This window comes from Marinobacter sp. ANT_B65, assembly GCF_002407605.1.
In the GTDB taxonomy this organism is placed as follows: Bacteria; Pseudomonadota; Gammaproteobacteria; order Pseudomonadales; family Oleiphilaceae; genus Marinobacter.
Window position 1 is genome coordinate 577,288 of sequence record NZ_NXGV01000002.1, and the last position, 16,292, is coordinate 593,579.

Annotated in this window: 16 protein-coding genes and 1 pseudogene; 4 read left to right on the forward strand and 13 right to left on the reverse strand. The window is 55.3% G+C overall.

The features are described 5' to 3' along the window. Window positions 1–16 precede the first annotated feature (16 nt). Window positions 17–466, forward strand: a pseudogene (locus tag CPA50_RS19680) (hemerythrin domain-containing protein); the annotation flags it as partial. Between the two features lie 210 nt (window positions 467–676). Continuing rightward, a complete protein-coding gene (locus tag CPA50_RS19685; RefSeq protein WP_227519651.1) occupies window positions 677–1,381 on the forward strand; it encodes an ABC transporter ATP-binding protein in 705 nt (234 codons plus the stop codon). Window positions 1,382–1,444: 63 nt separating this feature from the next. Here CPA50_RS19685 and paaZ read toward each other — a convergent pair whose 3' ends face one another. The 11 genes from paaZ to paaG form a co-directional block, all read right to left on the reverse strand. After that, on the reverse strand, window positions 1,445–3,490 hold the full coding sequence (paaZ, locus tag CPA50_RS12770; RefSeq protein WP_096782886.1) for a phenylacetic acid degradation bifunctional protein PaaZ: 2,046 nt from the start codon (window positions 3,488–3,490) through the stop codon (window positions 1,445–1,447). Window positions 3,491–3,507: 17 nt separating this feature from the next. Continuing rightward, window positions 3,508–4,587, reverse strand: a complete 1,080-nt coding sequence (paaE, locus tag CPA50_RS12775; RefSeq protein WP_096782887.1) for a 1,2-phenylacetyl-CoA epoxidase subunit PaaE — start codon at window positions 4,585–4,587, stop codon at window positions 3,508–3,510. A 13-nt stretch (window positions 4,588–4,600) separates the two neighbouring features. After that, complete coding sequence (gene paaD / locus CPA50_RS12780) at window positions 4,601–5,158, reverse strand: 1,2-phenylacetyl-CoA epoxidase subunit PaaD (protein ID WP_096782888.1); 558 nt, start codon at window positions 5,156–5,158, stop codon at window positions 4,601–4,603. A 27-nt stretch (window positions 5,159–5,185) separates the two neighbouring features. Continuing rightward, entirely contained in the window at window positions 5,186–5,950 is a 765-nt protein-coding gene (gene paaC, locus CPA50_RS12785) for a 1,2-phenylacetyl-CoA epoxidase subunit PaaC (RefSeq protein ID WP_096782889.1), read from the reverse strand. 12 nt (window positions 5,951–5,962) lie between these two features. Beyond that, window positions 5,963–6,244 carry a 1,2-phenylacetyl-CoA epoxidase subunit PaaB gene (gene paaB / locus CPA50_RS12790; RefSeq protein WP_096782890.1) on the reverse strand — a complete coding sequence of 94 codons (282 nt, stop codon included), beginning with the start codon at window positions 6,242–6,244 and terminating at the stop codon, window positions 5,963–5,965. Window positions 6,245–6,259: 15 nt separating this feature from the next. After that, complete coding sequence (gene paaA, locus CPA50_RS12795; protein WP_096782891.1) at window positions 6,260–7,249, reverse strand: 1,2-phenylacetyl-CoA epoxidase subunit PaaA; 990 nt, start codon at window positions 7,247–7,249, stop codon at window positions 6,260–6,262. Between the two features lie 280 nt (window positions 7,250–7,529). After that, window positions 7,530–8,837, reverse strand: a complete 1,308-nt coding sequence (gene paaK, locus CPA50_RS12800) for a phenylacetate--CoA ligase PaaK (RefSeq protein WP_096782892.1) — start codon at window positions 8,835–8,837, stop codon at window positions 7,530–7,532. 95 nt (window positions 8,838–8,932) lie between these two features. Beyond that, window positions 8,933–10,180, reverse strand: a complete 1,248-nt coding sequence (pcaF, locus tag CPA50_RS12805) for a 3-oxoadipyl-CoA thiolase (RefSeq protein WP_096782893.1) — start codon at window positions 10,178–10,180, stop codon at window positions 8,933–8,935. Then, complete coding sequence (paaI, locus tag CPA50_RS12810; protein WP_096782894.1) at window positions 10,177–10,635, reverse strand: hydroxyphenylacetyl-CoA thioesterase PaaI; 459 nt, start codon at window positions 10,633–10,635, stop codon at window positions 10,177–10,179. The genes pcaF and paaI overlap by 4 nt, the downstream gene beginning before the upstream one ends. Beyond that, window positions 10,632–12,152 carry a 3-hydroxyacyl-CoA dehydrogenase PaaH gene (gene paaH, locus CPA50_RS12815; protein ID WP_096782895.1) on the reverse strand — a complete coding sequence of 507 codons (1,521 nt, stop codon included), beginning with the start codon at window positions 12,150–12,152 and terminating at the stop codon, window positions 10,632–10,634. The genes paaI and paaH overlap by 4 nt, the downstream gene beginning before the upstream one ends. A gap of 2 nt (window positions 12,153–12,154) precedes the next feature. Beyond that, entirely contained in the window at window positions 12,155–12,946 is a 792-nt protein-coding gene (gene paaG / locus CPA50_RS12820; RefSeq protein WP_096782896.1) for a 2-(1,2-epoxy-1,2-dihydrophenyl)acetyl-CoA isomerase PaaG, read from the reverse strand. Window positions 12,947–13,451: 505 nt separating this feature from the next. Between paaG and CPA50_RS12825 the strand changes: the two genes are divergently transcribed. Next, window positions 13,452–14,045 carry a phenylacetic acid degradation protein PaaY gene (locus tag CPA50_RS12825; RefSeq protein ID WP_096782897.1) on the forward strand — a complete coding sequence of 198 codons (594 nt, stop codon included), beginning with the start codon at window positions 13,452–13,454 and terminating at the stop codon, window positions 14,043–14,045. Window positions 14,046–14,109: 64 nt separating this feature from the next. Then, window positions 14,110–14,337, forward strand: a complete 228-nt coding sequence (locus CPA50_RS12830; RefSeq protein WP_096782898.1) for a hypothetical protein — start codon at window positions 14,110–14,112, stop codon at window positions 14,335–14,337. Between the two features lie 37 nt (window positions 14,338–14,374). On the opposite strand, the gene CPA50_RS12835 is transcribed toward CPA50_RS12830, so the two are convergent. Further along, window positions 14,375–15,685: a TRAP transporter large permease gene (locus tag CPA50_RS12835; protein ID WP_096782899.1), complete on the reverse strand. Its 1,311-nt coding sequence runs from the start codon at window positions 15,683–15,685 to the stop codon at window positions 14,375–14,377. Beyond that, complete coding sequence (locus CPA50_RS12840; protein ID WP_096782900.1) at window positions 15,682–16,227, reverse strand: TRAP transporter small permease subunit; 546 nt, start codon at window positions 16,225–16,227, stop codon at window positions 15,682–15,684. The genes CPA50_RS12835 and CPA50_RS12840 overlap by 4 nt, the downstream gene beginning before the upstream one ends. Window positions 16,228–16,292: the final 65 nt, after the last annotated feature.

The window sequence follows — 16,292 nt, forward strand, 5'->3', positions numbered from 1 at the left end:
GCGAGGGATAACCATAATGACACAGACACCGACCAAGGTTGCGCCTGAAAACAGCTACAGCCAGCAAGCCATAAGCACGATTGTTCAGGAACACCAGTCCCTGTGGCGCATACTTGATTTGCTGGATCAGCTTCAGCATGACATGAACATTAACGAACAGCAGCCTGATGAAACGCTGTTCAACAATATTTTTGATTACGTTCAGCACTTTGCCCGGCGGGTACACAGTTCCCCGGAAGAGATAGTTTTGTATCGCGTGCTGGGGGAAAAGTCCCCCGAGACCAAACCGCTACTGGATAAGCTGGCGCATGGTTACGTGATTGGCGATGGAAAGATTAACGAACTGCGACAGCTGCTGATGGTTTGCATGGAGCGCTGGCCTGATGGCCGGGAAGAATTCAGTCACGCATTGGCCCGGTTTACTGAAGCATTGCGCAAGCACATCAAAAAAGAAGAGGGGGTCGTTATACCCCGGGCGCGCAAACTTCTGAGTGAAGATGACTGGCGCCTGATTATTGAATCCCGTGATCAGGCCAACGATCCGTTGTTCGGCGAGCGGGTGAGGGATGAATTCCGGGAGCTGCGTCACCGCATCGTAAGCTATACGCCTGAACGCCTGGGTGGCCTGGGGTTGCATCATGCCTCGCGCAGAACCGCTGCGCACGCGACAGAGGAAATGCTTGCCATCAAGGGGCTGAAGACCTCCTATGGCCAGATCGAGGCGCTGCACGGCATTGATATCTGTATCAACAGCGGTGAAATAGTGTCTCTGGTTGGTGCCAATGGTGCTGGCAAATCGACGTTGTTGATGACTATCTCAGGTCTGCAGCCGACCGACAGCGGCAGCATTACCTTCGAAGGCAAAGACCTGCTGAAGATTGGCACCGATCAACGTGTAGCCAGTGGCATTGTGCAGGTTCCTGAAGGCCGGCAGGTGTTCAAGGATCTGAGTGTTGAAGACAATCTGCTACTGGGCGCCTACACCCGTGGTCGCAGCCCGGAAGTGGAGGAAGACATAGAGCGTATGTACGAAAAGTTCCCCATATTGCGGCAGAAACGCAGAAACCTGGCGGGCGAACTGTCCGGCGGCCAGCAGCAGATGCTGGCGATGGGGCGGGCTCTGATGGCCAAACCCAGGTTGCTACTGCTGGACGAGCCCAGCATGGGGCTGGCGCCATTAATTATCGAAGAAATTTTCAACATCATCAAAGAGTTGAAGAATGAAGGCATGACTATTTTCCTGGTGGAGCAGAATGCCTCCCAGGCGCTCGCTCTGGCAGATCGTGGCTATGTGCTGGAAACCGGCCGCGTGGTAGTTGAAGGTTCCGGGCGTGAGTTGCTGAGCAACGAGAAAGTACGTGAGGCGTATCTGGGTATGTAATGGAACACCACAAAAAAACCGCCAGAGCGTTAAGCTTCTGGCGGTTTTTTTATGGCCGGAAGTTTATTCCGGCTTTTTGGCAACCAGGGTCAGAATATCGTAGCTGGCAACCAGCTCGTCGTTCTGATTGGTGACCTGAACATCCCAAACCACCACACCTTGAGGGTGGCCATCTGGCGACGTACGGCCCTGGTCGATTTTGCGTTTACAGGTCAGGCGGGCGCGAATGGTATCGCCCGGTGCGACCGGCTCAATGAAGCGCAGCGTGTCCAGGCCATAGTTGGCCAGGACAGGGCCTTCGCCAGGATCAACGAACAGGCCGGCGGCGGCAGATAGCACGAAATAGCCGTGGGCAATGCGCTTGCCGAACTGGCTGTTCTTCGCGGCGATTTCATCGAAGTGCATGTAGAAGTGATCGCCCGACAAGCAACCGAAGTTCACCAGATCTGCCTCAGTAACCGTGCGACGGTGGGTCAGCAGCGATTGATTGATCTGTAGATCTTCAAAGTGATAACGGAACGGGTGAATGTCATTTTCGATCAACGTGGCACCGCGAACATATTCGCCGGTTACTGCTGCCAACATGGTGGGTGAACCCTGAATGGCGGTGCGCTGCAGGTAGTGATACACGGCGCGGATACCACCGAGTTCTTCGCCACCACCGGCGCGGCCCGGGCCGCCGTGCTTCAGCATAGGCAGGGGAGAGCCGTGGCCGGTAGATTCCTTTGCGGCTTCTGCGTCCAGCAAGTGCAGGCGGCCATGATAGGCTGCCAGCGCCGGAGCCAGCTTGGCAATGGTGACCGGGTCGCGGGTGGTTACGGTGGTAACCAGTGAACCACGGCCTTTGGCGACCAGCTCAACGGCTTCGTCCAGAGTGTTGTAAGGAATGATCGTGGCAACCGGGCCAAAGGCCTCGATGTCGTGTGCGCCACAGCCATTTTCCGGGTTACGGCATACCAACAGGTGCGGTTCGATGAACGCGCCTTTTTCGGTGCCCTCGCCTGTTGGCTTGAAGTTGCCTTCGCCTCCGAAGACAAGCTCACTGGTTTTCAGCAGCTCCTGGATGTTGGCTTTCACGTCTTCCAGTTGATCGATAGAGGCCAAAGCCCCCATGCGCACGCCTTCGACAGAAGGGTCACCCGTGGTGATTTTCGACAGTCGATCTTTGAGCTTGTCACACACCGCCTGTACCTGATCCTGAGGTACTATCACCCGGCGGATTGCAGTACATTTCTGACCGGCTTTGGCGACCATTTCGCGGCCGACTTCCCGCACAAACAGGTCAAACTCTTCGTGTTCCGGTTTTACATCCGGGGCCAGAACAGCACTGTTCAGCGAGTCTGCTTCGGCATTGAAAGGAATGGACCGGTTGATAATGTTCGGGTGATTTCGCAGCATCCGGGCGGTTTTCGCCGAGCCGGTAAAGGTAACCACATCCTGCTCTTCCAGGTGTTCGAACAGATCGCCGGTGCTGCCGATAATCAACTGCAGGCTGCCTTCAGGCAAAGCGCCTGATTCGTGCATCAGGCGCACGGCCAGTTCAGTCACGTAACAGGTCGACGTCGCCGGCTTAACAATGGAGGGCATGCCTGCCAGGAAGGTTGGCGCAAACTTTTCCAGCATTCCCCATACAGGAAAGTTGTAGGCGTCGATATGCAGTGCTACACCGCCACGAGGCACCATAATATGAGTGCCCGCAAAGTGATTGTTTTTGCCCAGGGGTGTTACCGGGCCTTCGTGGATCACATTGCCGGATGGCAGCTCACGGCGGCCCATGCTGGCATAGGAAAACAATGTACCGAAGCCGCCATCGATGTCGATACCGTTATCTGCTTTGCTGGAACCGGTATGCATTGAGAGAGCATAAAGTTCTTTCTTGTGCTCTTGCAGATACAGCGCCATGGCTTTTAGGGCCAGGGCGCGCTCCTGAAAATCCATGGCCAGCAGGTTTTTTCCGCCGACCTTGCGGCCATACTCCGCAGCTTTTCTGAAATCCAGTGTGTCGTCGTGTGTATAGGCAACGATCTCGCCGTTGATGGCGCTGGGCAGGGCTTTGCCCTGCTTTGAACCAATCCATTCACCGGCAATAAAACTCTTGAGAACTGACATGTAAGAAAACTCCAGAATCACATTTCGTCGTAGTCAAGGACGACCTTGTCACTGACGGGGTAGCACTGGCACGACAAAACGTAGCCGGCGTCTACTTCGTAGTCTTCCAGGGCAAAGTTCTGGTCCATTTCCACTTCGCCTTCCACCACTTTTGCGCGGCAGGTGGAGCAAACGCCTGCTTTACAGGAGTATGGCAGGTCAGCGCCTTCGTCATTACCTGCATCAAGGATGCTCTTGGTATCGCGGACCAGCTCAAAAGTCAGCGAGCGGCCATCGGCTTTGACAGTTACAACGCTGACGGCCTGAGGGTCTACTTTGTTTTCAGCCCGGTCTTTGCGGGACTGCGGAGCTCCACCGGCTGGTGTAAACAGCTCGTAGTGCACCTTTGTTTTTTCCAGACCATGGCGAACCAGCGAATCACGCACGGTTTCGGTCATCATCTGCGGCCCGCAGAGGAAAGCCGCGGTGAGGTTTTTGGCGTCGATCCAGTGATCAAACAGCTGGTCGCATTTCCCGGCATCAATGCGGCCGTTGTACAGATCTATGTCCTGTTCTTCCCGGGTAAAGATATACACCAGGTTGAAACGGGTCATATATTCGTTTTTCAGGTCCTGCAGCTGATCGCGGAACATGGTGCTGCTGGTGCCCTTGTTACCATAGAACAGGGTGACCTGACTTTTCGGTTCGGCTTCCAGTGTGGTTTTCACAATAGACAGAATCGGGGTGATACCACTACCGGCAGCCACTGCCAGGTAGTTGCCTTCCCGTTCCGGATCCAGATCAATGGAGAAATGGCCTTGCGGCGGCATGACGTCCAGAGTGGATCCGGGCTTCAGTTGTTCGTTGGCAAAACTGGAAAACACTCCGCCGGGCACGCGTTTAACGGCTATGCGCAGCTCTTCGTCATTCACACTGGTGCAGATGGAGTAGGTACGGCGCACTTCTTCGCCGTCCAGGTTGGTACGAACGACAATGTGCTGACCTTGCTTGTACTTGAACTTTTCTGCCACATCGGCGGGCAGGTCAAAGCTAAGGGATACGGCGTTTCTTGTTTCCGGCCTGACCTCTTTGAGGGCCAGCGAGTAGAATTTATTCATGATCGTATCGGCTCTATATGCATTTGAAGTAGTCGAAGGGTTCAAGGCAATCACGACAGCGATAAAGCGCCTTGCAGGCAGTGGAGCCGAATTCGCTGATGCGTTCGGTGTGCTCGCTGCCACAGAGCGGGCAGGCAATCACCTCATCAGCACCCAGCAGGCTCATTTTGCTGGCACTGCCCTGGGGTGGAGCTATGCCAAATACCCTCAGTTTTTCCCGGCCTTCATCGGTTATCCAGTCAGTCGTCCACGCGGGTGTCAGCACGCGGTTAATGTGTGGGTCGCGAATGCCGGCTGCGCGCAGGGCTTCGGCGATCAGCTCTTCAATGAGCTCGGTTGCGGGGCAGCCGGAGTAGGTTGGTGTTACATCTACACTCAGATGTTTTCCATCCCAGCTAATGCCGCGCACGATGCCCAGTTCCACAACACTGACTGCGGGCACTTCCGGGTCCAGAACCTTGTCCAGAAGCTCCCATATGGCATCTTCTGTCAGCAGTTCCGGGTGGGCGTTGGCCGGTACCCGGTCGCTGGCAATCAATACGTCTACAGACGATGGTTCACGTTCAGTCACCGGAGGTGCTCCCTATAGCAGACGGACTTACCAGGTGGTCGCATCCGGGTAGGCGCGAGGCAGGAACTGCATCTCGGCCAGGATGAGCCCCAGGTGTTCTGTGTGAACGCCGCGCTTTCCACCCATGTACATCCAGGCGTCTTCTGCACCAGTTGTAAGAGTGGCCTGGGCTGCTACTTCACGCACCATTCCAAACCAGTCTTGCTTCAGCTGCTCAGGATCAGGGCCTATGCCGGCCTTGAACATGGCGTGGTCGATATCGTCCGGAGTTACCAGTTCGCCGGTGAAGCGCCAAAGCAGATCGAAGGCATCCTGAATGCGACGATGGCTTTCTTCGGTACCGTCGCCCATGCGCTTGACCCACTCAGAGGAGCGCCGCAGATGATAGGTCGCTTCCTTGACAGCCTTTGCTGCGATGTTGGCAATGCGCTCGTCTTTGGCATTTTCCAGGCTCTTCATTGTGAAGTAGTGCCACACATCGAAGAAAAACTGGCGCGCCATGGTGACTGCGTAATCACCATTTGGCTGCTCGACCATCAGCAGGTTGCGATAGTCATGGGCATCCCGGAGGAAGCAGAGCTTGTCTGCATCACGACCGTCGTCGATCAGTTCAGCGGCGTATTCGTACCAGTTGCGGGCCTGCCCCACCAGATCCAGCGCGACGTTCATCAGTGCCAGTTCTTCTTCTACAGCTGGCGCTTTGCCGCACAGTTCGCAAAGTCGCTGACTCAGAATCATGTCTGAATCCGCAAGGCGTAGCAGGTAGTCCTGCAGAGCTTGTTGTTCGGTCATTGGATGCTCTCCTTACATGTGCCCGACTTCGTCGGGCAGTTTGTAGAAGGAAGCGTGTCGGTACACCTTGTCTTCTGATGGATCAAACAGAACTTCCTTTTCATCAGAGGCAGAGGCGGTGATGGTGTCCGACGGAACCACCCAGATGCTTACCCCTTCACTGCGGCGGGTGTAAAGATCACGGGCGTTTTCCATGGCCATTTCATTGTCGGCGGCGTGAACGCTGCCAACGTGTTTGTGGTTCAGGCCGTGCTTGCTGCGAACGAATACTTCGTAGAGGCGCCATTCAGACATGGTTGTTTCTCCTGTTTACGCGGCTGCGCGCTGTTTTTGTTTTGCTGCGTAGGCAACGGCGGCTTCCCGTACCCAGGCACCTTCATCAATTGCTTTGCGACGGGTGGCCAGGCGTTCACGGTTGCAAGGGCCATCGCCCTTCAGCACGTCGTAGAACTCTTTCCAGTTGATGTCGCCGAAGTCGTAATGACCTGTTTCTTCGTTCCACTTCAGATCCGGATCGGGTGCGGTGCAACCGAGGAATTCAAGTTGTGGAATTGTCTGGTCAATGAACATCTGGCGCAGTTCGTCGTTACTCTTGCGTTTGATCTTCCAGACCATGGACTGCTGGGAATTGGGGGACTCATCGTCGTGCGGACCGAACATCATCAGCGCCGGCCACCACAGACGGTTGATTGCGTCCTGTACCATATCCTTCTGCTCTTGCGTGCCTTCGCGCATCATGTCCAGCAGGATCTGGTAACCCTGACGCTGGTGGAAACTTTCTTCTTTACAGATGCGGACCATGGCGCGGGAGTACGGGCCGTAGGACGTTCGCTGAAGAACCACCTGGTTCACAATGGCTGCACCATCAACGAGCCAGCCAACTGCACCCATATCGGCCCAGTTCAGTGTCGGATAGTTGAAAATGCTGGAATATTTAGCCTTGCCGTCGTGCAGCTTCTGGATTTCCTCATCCCGGTCAGCGCCCAGCGTTTCCATGGCGCTATACAGGTACAGGCCGTGGCCCGCTTCGTCCTGAATTTTGGCCATAAGCTGCAGCTTGCGCTTCAGCGTGGGTGCACGGGTAACCCAGTTGCCTTCCGGTAGCATGCCGACAATTTCTGAGTGGGCGTGCTGGGAAATCTGGCGAATCAGGGTTTTGCGGTAGCCGTCTGGCATCCAGTTTTTGGCTTCAATCTTGATTTCGGCGTCTACCTTTTCCTGGAAATCCCGCTCTTCGGGAGACATTTCTTCCAGGGTCTTGAGGCGCTTGGTGCCGGTATCAACGAGCTGTGCGTACATAACTCTCTCTCCGAATCTGGCTTGTTTTGGTCTGCTGGAGTTGTGCAGCAGGGCGCCGTGACGGATCACGGGCGATATCTTCATACTATATGATACTGAATAAATATCAAGGAAACGTATTTTGTATCATGTTCGCTTGTATGGGTTTTTGTTGGTCATTTAACTCATTGAAACGAAACAATTAACGTGAGTTTATTAATGATATTTTTTTGATCTGTTAAAGCCTGAAGAAAAATAAATTTCCGGAGCGTAGCTGCTGCCCGCCCCGGATCCGTGGGTTTTAGTCCTTGCGGCGATCAAATACTCGCTTGGCTTTGCCCTCAGAGCGGTTCATGGTTCCCGCATCCTGCACATGTACTTTTGTGCTTATGCCGATATACGACTTGATATGGTGAGCCAGTTCTTTGGCTGCGCTTTCCTTTATGCCGGCTCCTTCTGCTTCCAGTTTCAGCTCGACCCGGACATCAACGCAGTCCAGATTTCCCTCTTTGTACACTTCGATTTCGTAGTGGGGTGCCAGTGAACGGCACTTCAGTACCTGCTCTTCAATCTGGGTGGGGAACACGTTCACGCCACGAATAATCAGCATGTCATCACTGCGCCCGGTGATTTTGTCGATACGGCGCATCGGACGGGCTGTGCCTGGCAGCAGGCGGGTGAGGTCTCGTGTGCGGTAGCGCAGCACTGGCATGGCTACTTTGGTGAGGGAGGTGAATACCAGTTCACCGTACTCGCCGTCAGGCAGCACTTCACCGGTTTCCGGATTGATGATTTCCGGGTAGAAATGATCTTCCCAGATGGTCGGGCCATCTTTTGTTTCCAGGCACTCCATACCTACGCCGGGGCCCATTACCTCAGACAAACCGTAGATATCCAGAGCCTGAATGCCCAGGCGGGTTTCCAGTTCTGTACGCATTTCGTTGGTCCAGGGCTCTGCGCCGAAAATGCCCAGTCGCAACGGCAGTTTTCTGGGATCAATGCCCTGACGATCCAGTTCATCAGCAATGTTCAGCATGTAGGAAGGTGTGACCATGATGATGTCGGGTTCAAAGTCTTTGATCAGCTGAACCTGTTTCTCGGTCTGGCCGCCAGACATGGGAATCACGGTACAGCCCAGACGCTCGGCGCCGTAATGGGCGCCGAGACCACCGGTGAACAGGCCGTAGCCATACGCAATATGAATTTTGTCTCCGGCACTGCCGCCACCAGCGCGGATAGAACGTGCAACTATATCTGCCCAGGTTTCAATGTCGCTCTGGGTGTAGCCCACAACAGTGGGTTTTCCGGTGGTACCGCTGGACGCGTGAACCCGGACGACTTCTTTCATTGGCACTGCAAACATGCCGAACGGGTAGTTTTCCCGAAGGTCGTTTTTACCGGTAAAGGGAATTTTGGCTATGTCTTCCAGGCTTTTTATATCCATTGGCTTCAGGCCAATAGCGTCAAACGCCTTGCGGTAATGGGGCACGTTTGTATAGGCATGCCAAACGCTCCAGCGCAGGCGCTGAAGTTGCTCATGACGGAGTTCGTCGACACTGGCGGTTTCCATCCGGTCCAGTTTTCCGAGTTTCTGCATGGGTAGGCTCATGTTTGCTTCCTGTCTTGTTCTTGTTGCTCCGGCATACCGCCGGAGCAGCTTCAGTTTGTGTCACGGCCCCGGAATTCTCCGGGCTGCTTCAGCTATTACTCAGCGCTGTCTACGCGTTCGATAATCAGCGCTATGCCCTGGCCTACGCCAATGCACATGGTGCACAGAGCATAGCGGGCGCTCTGGCCTTGCTGATGGCGACGTTCCAGTTCATTCAGTGCTGTAGTCACAAGGCGCGCACCGCTCATACCCAGAGGGTGGCCCAGGGCAATGGCTCCGCCATTGGGGTTCACATGTTCGGCATCATCCGGCAGACCCAGGTCGCGCAGCACGGCCAAAGCCTGGGCGGCGAAAGCTTCGTTCAGCTCGATCACATCCATATCGGCCAGTTCCAGCCCGGCAGTCTTCAGCACTTTGCGGGTGGCGGGAGCCGGGCCCATACCCATGATGCGCGGCTCAACGCCAGCAGTTGCCATGGCAACGACCCGGGCGCGGGGTTTGAGATTGTGCTGTTTAAGAGCATCGCCGCTGGCCAGCAGCAGGGCGCAGGCACCGTCGTTTACACCGGAGGCATTGCCCGCGGTAACACTGCCGTTCTCACGGAAGGGGGCGGCCAGGCTTGCCAGCTTTTCCAGACTGGTTTCACGGGGGTGCTCGTCGGTATCAACGATCAGCGGGTCCTGCCTGCGGCGGGGGACACTCACCGGTACGATTTCATTGTCAAACCGGCCTGCTTTCTGGGCTGCAGCGGTACGTTGCTGACTGCGCACTGCAAAGGCATCCTGGTCTTCCCGGCTGATATTGAAGTCGGCAGCGACGTTCTCGGCAGTCTCCGGCATGGAATCAATGCCGTACTGTTTCTTCAGCAGAGGGTTAACAAAACGCCAGCCGATAGTGGTATCGAACATTTCAGCTTTGCGGCTGAACGCAGAGTCTGCTTTTCCCATAACGAAAGGAGCCCGGGACATGGACTCCACACCGCCGGCCAGCATCAGGCCAGCTTCGCCTGTACGCAGTGCACGTGCGGCACTGCCAATGGCATCCATGCCGGAACCACAAAGGCGGTTTATGGTGCTGCCCGGGACATCAACCGGCAAGCCGGCCAACAGCAGCGACATGCGGGCTACATCGCGGTTGTCTTCACCCGCCTGGTTGGCGCAGCCGTAAAGCACGTCGTCGATGGCGGTCCAGTCCAGCTCGCTGTAGCGGTCTTTCAGCGCCTTGATAGGAATGGCGCCCAGGTCGTCGGCGCGTACAGTTGCAAGGGAACCGCCGTAACGGCCGATTGGCGTGCGTACTGCGTCCACTATATAGGCATCTTGCAAGCGTTTTTCGTTACTCATTGATCGTTCTCCGACTGAATGACTTCGCCGCGTACCTGATAGGATTTGCCGCGAAACAGGGCAATCACGTGGCCGTTCTGGTTGGTGACAGTGATGTCGTATACGCCGGTGCGGTTGCCTCGGGACTGCTCAACTGCATTGGCTGTAAGCAGGTCGCCTTCGCGGGCGCCGAGCATGTAATCGATGGAGCAGCCTGATGCCACTGTGGCTTTGTTGTAGCTGTTGCAGGCAAAGGCAAACGCGGAATCGGCCAGGGTAAACAGATAGCCTCCATGGCAGGAGCCGTGGCCCTGAATCATGATGCTGGTGACGGGCATGGTGACAGTGGCTTTCCCCGGGGACACGTGGGTTATTTTCATGCCCAGGTTGCGACTGGCCGCGTCACGCTGGTACATGGATTCGGCACAGTCCTGCGCCAGTTTTTGCGCATCGGGTGTGTGATGTTCGTTGCTCATGAATAGAACCCTTTTTCAGCGAACCGGTTTTTCCTCAGCAGCAATGCCGGCCGGTATCGGTCTTCGCCATAGCTTTGCTGGATGTTTGTCAGAACTCTATGAACAAGGCTGAACCCCAGGTTGTCGCTCCAGCGGAGTGGGCCTTCGGGGTAGTTCAGGCCGGCTTTCATGGCAAGATCGATATCGCTGACAGAAGCCACTCCGTGCAGAGCCGCGTCGGCAGCCTCATTGGCCAGAGTTGCAAGAGTGCGCATAATCACAAGGCCCGGACGGTCGGCGACCTGACTCACGGCAATGCCGGCCCTTTGCAGCAGGGCGCAGGCGTCAGCTACTGCCTGTAAGGGCGCCTGATCGGCAGCGGCAATAGCGAGACGGCTGGCCTTGGCATAATCAAATGCCAGGTCCAGAAGAACAAGATTGTTGCAGGCTTCTGCAGTGGCGCGCTCAGTTGCCATGCGGCCATCGGTCAGTGCCAGAACGGCCTCGCCGAAACGCAGGCGGCCCGGGCCGTCGCGTTCAATGATGTTGAGGCCGCTTTCTTTCAGGCGCGCTATCAGTGCCGCCAGAGGCCCCGGGTTGCCCTCTACAACAAGCGTACTGGCCTCGCTGCTGACCGCTGCTGCTGTTACTGGCTCAGGTTTTTGCGCACCTTCTGCATAGCTATAAAACCCCTGGCCACTCTTACGTCCCAGACGTCCGGCTTCAACCAGCTCTTTTTGCACCAGAGAAGGCAAAAAGCGGGTGTCCTGGTAGTAGGAATTGAAAACCGAGGAGGTGACCGCGTAGTTCACGTCGTGGCCGATCAGGTCGGTCAGTTCGAAGGCGCCCATACGGAAGCCTCCGGCTTCGCGCAGGATGGCGTCCAGTGTTGCGCTGTCCGCTGCCTGTTCCTGCAGCAGACGCAGGCTTTCAGCGTAAAAAGGTCGTGCGACCCGGTTAACAATAAACCCGGGAGTGGATGTCGCAGTAACGGGTTTCTTGCCCCATTGGGCAGCTGTGGCATAAACACTTTGTGCTATCTCGTCGCTGGTAGCCAGGCCCTTGATGACTTCAACCAAAGCCATCAGTGGTGCCGGGTTGAAAAAGTGCATGCCCACCAGACGCCCGGGATGTTTCATTCTGGCACCCAGAGCGGTCACAGAGATAGACGAGGTGTTGGTGGCGAGAATGGCGCTGTCGTCACACACTTCCTCAAGGTTTGCCAGCAGGCTGCGTTTGATCTCCAGATCCTCAACGATGGCTTCAATGACCAGTCCTGCGCCTGCAAGTTCGTTGAGTTCGTTGACCGGTTCGATGCGCGCAAGAAGTGCGTCCAGGGAAGCCTGCTCCATCTTTCCTTTATCGACCCGGCGCTGCAGTTGACTGGCAATGCTCTGGCGACCTGCTTCTGCCGCACCTTCGCGCTGGTCCAGCAGAAAAACCCGGTGGCCTGCCTGGGCGGCTACCTGAGCGATGCCGGAACCCATGGCGCCGGCGCCTATGACCGCAACAGAGATATCAGTGGTAAGTGGCTGCATGCTTATTTCCCCTTGAATTCAGGAGCACGCTTTTCCATGAACGCGGTAACGCCTTCGCGGTAGTCCTCCGTGCGACCAGCGAGGCGCTGCAGATCCCGTTCAACCAGAGACTGTTCTTCAAAGCTGTTATTGGCGCTTGCGTGCAGGGCACGCTTGATCATTGCCAGACCTTTGGTGGGCTGGGTGGCGAAATGGCGAGCCAGTTTCATGGCTTCATCCTGCAGGGCGTCGTCTTCCACGCACTGCCAGATCATGCCCCACTGTTCGGCTTTCTCGGCGCTCAGCTTGTCACCCAATAAGGCCAGGCCTTTTGCGCGAGCCATCCCTACTGCACGCGGCAGGGTCCAGGTACCGCCGCAATCGGGAATGAGGCCGATCTTGCAAAAAGCCTGAACAAAGTTTGCAGAACGTGCTGCAATCGTAATGTCACAAGCCAGAGCGATGTTTGCGCCAGCTCCGGCCGCCACACCATTTACAGCGCAGATCACCGGCATGGGCAGATCCCGAAGGGTCTGCAGCAGAGGGTTATAGTAGTTCTCGATAGAGAACCCCAGATCCGGGGCTTCGGCGCCGGGCTTTACGTTTCGATCCGACAGATCCTGGCCTGCACAGAAACCGCGGCCGTTACCGGTAAGCAGCAATACGCGTACGGTGTGGTCGTTGCTGATGGTTGTCAGTGCGGCACGCATCTGTTCATGCATTTCGACGTTAAAGCTGTTGAGGCTCTTGGGACGGTTCAGGGTTACTTTTGCAATCCCCTGATCGATATCGAGAAGCACACTCTGCTCGGTCATGGAAGAATCCTTGTGATAGCAGTGAAGCCCGCGTTGGTTAATTGGCGCGGGTATTTGGAATTAGTCTGGATTTCGGGATGGCTTCAGGGCGATTAAGCGTTAACAGACGAACGCCTTGATCCGGCCCTTCTGAGAGCAGTATCTGTGGCATAGCGATTCCGGCATTGCGTTGTTTTAATGGTTTGTCGGTGAGCCTGAAGATGATCAGGACAGCTCCCGAATGGCCGTATTCAGCCTTGTCCGATATCAGGAAAGAGTATAGGTTTGAATTGATACCGGTCAAGAATTTGAAACTGATTTTTTGTATCACGTTGTTGTGATGCTGACAGAGTTGTCTGTAGAATTATGATTTCTATGGTTATTTTCCGTGTTAGTCTTTAGTCTTATAGCTGGCTGAAACAGAGCCTGTTGCGCTCTGTCCGCGTATAGACTGGGTATTATTTGTTCTGATACAGAAAATGTAGCTTAAAATACAAAAAAACAAACGCGTTATAAGGAGTGCTTTATGCCCTATTACCGGATTGATGGTGTGACGCCAGTGGTACATCCATCGGCTTACGTGCATCCCACTGCCGTAGTCATCGGCGATGTGCATATAGGACCCGATTGCTATGTAGGGCCCTGTGCTTCCTTACGTGGTGACTTTGGCCGCATTGTGATGGAGGAGGGGGCAAACCTGCAGGACACCTGTGTAGTTCATGCCTTTCCCGGACGTGATGCCATTATCCGGCGTAACGGCCACATAGGTCACGGGGCCATATTGCACGGCTGCGAGATAGAAGAAGACGCCATGGTGGGGATGAATGCAGTTGTAATGGACGAAGCCGTGATTGCAACGCGCTCCATTGTAGGGGCCGCAGCGTTTGTGAAAAGTGGTTTCAGCTGCGAGCCAGCATCATTGATAGTGGGCTCGCCGGCCAAGGTGCTGCGCCAGTTAAGCGACAAGGAAGTCAGCTGGAAGCAGCGCGGCACCCGGGAATACCAGGCTCTGACACAAAGGTGTCTGGAGAACATGAGGGAATGTTCTCCTCTGACTGAAGTGGATACTGACCGGCCGAAGCTGCAGGTTGGCGGGCATGATCTGAAAGACAAGGCATGACGTTTGCTGTGCTTTATGCCTGTTTTGGGTTTGCAGACGACAATGGTTTGCGTATGGGGCTGATATGAGCCCTGACGAGTGGCAGTCCGTTCTGGAGGTTATTCCGGATGTGCGTGATGGGCTGACGCGCACAGAGAGGCTGATTCTGTACCTTGTACATGAAACCCAGAAAGAGCTGAACGGGCGCAATGTGCCTACCGCCATGCTGTACGGCCGGGTACTTGAATACGTGGATATGAGTGAGGCCGAGCTGCATGTCTATCTTGACCGGCTGGGCGTCAGGGGCACCTGAGCACTCGTTGCGAGTGCTCAGGTGGGGTTAGTGATGGTCAGAAAAACACGCCTGGAAGCCAGGTTGCGATTTCCGGAAAGACCATAATGATGGCAATGGCCAGTATCTCAATGATCACGAATGGAACGACAGAGGTATAGATGTCCTTCATCGTAATACCCGGTGGAACTACACCTTTGAGATAGAACAGATTAAAACCGAAGGGTGGCGTTTTATAGCCGATTTCCATATTGATCACGAACAGGATGCCGAACCAGATAGGGTCGAAACCCAGTGATTTCACGATCGGCATGAACACCGGCAGAGTGATCAGCATGATACCGACCGGGTCGAGCACCATGGCCAGGAAGAATATGATCACCATCATTGCAATGATGATACCCCAGGGGCCGCCGGGGATATGCTGCATCATGCCTTCGATAAGATCCTGGGCGCCCATGCTTTGATACGCCGCACTGAATGCATGTGCCGCAAACAGGATCCACATGATCATACCGGTGAGCTTGAAGGTACGGATAGCAGCTTCCTGCAGGATGCCCCACTTGAGCTGGCGATATACAGCCGCTGATATCAGGGACCCGAGTACGCCCATGGCGGCGGCTTCTGTTGGTGTAGTAATACCGCCAATAATGGATCCGAGTACCATGAAGACTACGCCGATGGGCAGCAGTACTGCTCTGAGTGCGCGTAGCTTCTCAGGCCAGGTGCCCCGTTCTTCCGGAGGCAGGGCTGGTGCCAGATGCGGCTGGAGGGTAGAGCGCACCACGATATAGGTTACGGTAAGCACCATCAGTAGCACCCCCGGCATAATGCCGGCAGCAAACATCTGGCCTACAGATACACCGGTAATCAGGGCGTAGAGGATCATCAGGATGCTGGGTGGGATCAGAATGCCCCAGCCACCACCGGTATTGATAACGCCCAGTGCCATTTTTCTGTCATAGCCCCGTTCCAGCATGGAGGGCAGTGCGATAGTCCCCATTGCAACCACTGCTGCTCCGCTTATTCCTACCATGGCAGCAAAGACAGCACAGATGACCAGGGTTCCTATAGCCAGACCGCCACGAAGGCCGCCGAACCACAGGTGCATCATCCGGTACAGATCCTTTGCGACTCCGGTTCGTTCAAGCACCATGGCCATGAAAACAAACAGGGGTATAGCTACCAGGGTAAAGCTTTCCATCGTGCCCCAGATCTGTGAGGCCACCATGTAGAAGGAGTCAAATCCCCAGGTGAAATAGAGGAAGACCACCGAAACGCCACCAAGAACAAAAGCCAGTGGCAGTCCAAGCAGCAGGAAGAACAGCAAGGAACCAAAAAACAGGAGGGTCAGGATTTCAATGCTCACGACTGCTCTCCTTCGGAAATGCTCTGATCCGGACGGTAGTAATCCAGGTTGAATGCAATGGCGATGTCTTCAAGGAGCTTGGCCAGGCCCTGTAGCACCAGCAGTCCTGTTCCGACGGGAATGGCAAGCTTGACCGGCCAGACGGGCGGGTTCCAGGCTGAGTAAGACGTTTCCCAGCCAGCTATGGATTCGCTCGCCATATCAATGCCGAACCACAGAAGGGCGAGGGTAAAAATAAAGAACATCAAAGAGGTAACTATGTCCATTGCTGCCCGCTTTCGGGGTGGCAGCTGTGCGTGCAGAAGGTCCACATTTACATGGCCTCTGTGGGCCATGATGTAGCCTCCAGACATGACCGCATAAACGCCGAACAGCATCTGGGTAAGCTCGTTTGTCCAGACTGTGGGTGTGTTCAACAGGTAACGGAAGCCCACTTCCAGTAACAGGAACGCGAACATCGCGAAAACAAGCAGGGCTATCCAGCGCCCGACGAAGTCATTAAGACGGGTAACCCCTCTTATGAATGCAGTCAGCACACTCATGGCACTCTCCAGGAGGATGTTAAGTTTTTCAGGGAGAAAAAGGCCGGAGGTGAAAGACTCCGGCC